This is a genomic window from Ruegeria sp. I1, assembly GCF_056532675.1.
The window spans coordinates 1-2309 of sequence record NZ_JBQFNM010000030.1; the positions used below are offsets into that span (position 1 = coordinate 1).

Genomic DNA, 2309 nt, shown 5'->3' on the forward strand with positions numbered 1-2309 from the left:
AAACGCACTCCCTTGTACTCTCTTCATGTTGAGTTGGGTGGAAAGATGGTTGATTTTGCGGGTTGGGAGATGCCTGTTCAGTATCCGTTGGGGATTATGGGGGAGCATAAGCAGTGTCGTGAGAAGGCGGCGGTGTTTGATGTGTCTCATATGGGTCAGGTGATTTTGCGGGGTGAGAATGTGGGGGAGAAGCTGGAAGCTTTGTGCCCGCAGGCTTATGCGACGCTGAAGGAAGGCAAGGCGCGGTACGGGTTCTTTACCAACGAAGACGGTGGGATCATGGATGACCTGATCGTGTCGAACGCGGGGGATCATTATTTTGTGGTGGTGAACGCGGCGCTGCGGCATCAGGACATTCCACATATGCAGGCGAACCTGGACGGCGTTGAAGTGACCGAGATCTTCGACCGGGCGCTGGTGGCGGTGCAGGGTCCCAAGGCCGAAGACGTGGTGGGTGAGCTTTGCCCCGCCGCCCGCGACCTGAAGTTCATGGAAACCACCCTGGCGGATATCAACGGCGTCGAATGCCGTATCTCGCGGCTGGGTTATACCGGTGAGGACGGGTATGAGATCTCGATCCCCGAGGACAAGGCCATTGAGATCACCAAGGCGTTTCTGGCGCATGAGGATTGTGAGCCGGCCGGTCTGGGCGCGCGCGACAGCCTGCGGCTTGAGGCGGGTCTGTGCCTCTATGGCAATGACATTGACCAGAGCACCTCGCCGATTGAAGCCAGCCTTGGCTGGGCCATTCAGAAGCGCCGCAAGGAAGAGGGCGGCTTCCCGGGTGCCGATCGCGTGCAGAAAGAACTGGCCGAGGGTGCCGCGCGCAAGCTGGTGGGCATCAAACCCGATGGCCGCGCCCCGGCGCGTCAGGGTGTCGAGATCCAGTGCAGCAGTGGCAACACCATCGGTCGGATCACCTCGGGCAGCTTTGGCCCCACGGTGGGTGGCCCGGTTGCGATGGGCTACGTGTCCGCCGGTCACGGTGAGCCGGGCGAGAAGGTGAACCTGATCATCCGGGGCAAGGCGCAACCGGCGCAGATTGTGGCGCTGCCCTTTGTCACCCAGAATTACAAGCGTTGAAGCCAGGAGAGAGAGACATGGCAACCTATTATTCCGAAGAGCATGAATGGCTGATGGTCGAGGGCGACACCGCCACGCTGGGCATCACCAAACACGCGGCTGAACAGCTGGGCGAGGTGGTGTTTGTCGAGCAGCAGGAAGTGGGCGACGAGTTCGAGAAAGACGGCGAGATCGGCGTGATCGAATCCGTCAAAGCGGCCTCGGAACTTTATGCGCCGGTCGATGGCGAGATCACGGAAGTGAACGAAGCGCTGGCCGACAATCCCGGCGCGCTGAACGAAGACCCCGAGGGCGAGGCCTGGATCTACAAGATCAAGATCACCGACGCGTCGCAGCTGGAAGATCTGATGGATGAGGCCGGCTACAAAGCCTTCATCGGGTAATTCAAGCGGCGGATCCTTGCGCGGATCCGCCCCTTCATCTTTTTCCAAATACACCCGCCGGAGGCTCCTGCCGTCTCCGTCGGGCCTGATCTATCCTTGAGGAGCGCACCACATGGCCTTCAAACTGACCGATTACGAAGCCTATGACTTCGCCAACCGCCGCCATATCGGGCCCAGCCCGACCGAGATGCGCGACATGCTCAAGGTGATCGGCTTCAAGACGCTGGACCAGCTGATCGACGCCACCGTCCCGCCCGCGATCCGCCAGAAAGAGCCGCTGGACTGGGGTCCGGCGATGACGGAACGCGATGCGCTCTTTCACATGAAAGAGGTGGCGAGCAAGAACACCGTTCTGACCTCGCTGATCGGTCAGGGCTATTACGGCACCACAACGCCGGCGCCGATCCTGCGCAACATTCTGGAAAACCCGGCCTGGTACACCGCCTATACGCCCTATCAGCCCGAGATCAGCCAGGGCCGTCTTGAGGCGCTTTTGAACTTCCAGACCATGGTCAGCGATCTGACCGGGCTCGATGTGGCCAATGCCTCCTTGCTGGACGAAGCCACAGCGGCGGCCGAAGCCATGGCGATGGCCAAGCGCGGCGGGCGTTCGAAAGCCAATAACGCGGCCTTCTTTGTCGACAAGAACTGCCACCCGCAGACCATCGCGGTGATCAAAACGCGGGCCGAGCCTCTGGGCATCGACGTGCAGGTCGCCGATCCCGACACGCTGGACGCAGGAGCCGTCTTTGGCGCGATCTTCCAGTATCCCGGCACCCACGGCCATGTGCGCGACTTCACATCGGAAATCGCAGCACTGCATGAGCACAAAGCCATCGCCAT

At 60.9% G+C, this 2309-nt stretch carries 2 protein-coding genes and 1 pseudogene; all 3 read left to right on the forward strand.

Annotated features, from left to right (window positions below; translation table 11 throughout):
• A partial coding sequence (gene gcvT, locus ACR0DH_RS20220; RefSeq protein WP_480551868.1) for a glycine cleavage system aminomethyltransferase GcvT occupies positions 1-1083 on the forward strand: 1083 nt, incomplete at its 5' end.
• Between the two features lie 17 nt (positions 1084-1100).
• Positions 1101-1466 (forward strand): glycine cleavage system protein GcvH, encoded by a 366-nt coding sequence (gene gcvH, locus ACR0DH_RS20225; protein WP_170430849.1) that lies wholly within the window; start codon positions 1101-1103, stop codon positions 1464-1466.
• Positions 1467-1578: 112 nt separating this feature from the next.
• A pseudogene (locus ACR0DH_RS20230) lies at positions 1579-2309 on the forward strand (glycine dehydrogenase (aminomethyl-transferring)); the annotation flags it as partial.

Excerpts from the sequence above, each read along its gene's own strand:
- gcvH (WP_170430849.1), top strand. The coding sequence starts at position 1,101 with ATGGCAACCTATTATTCCGAAGAGCATGAATGGCTGATGGTCGAGGGC.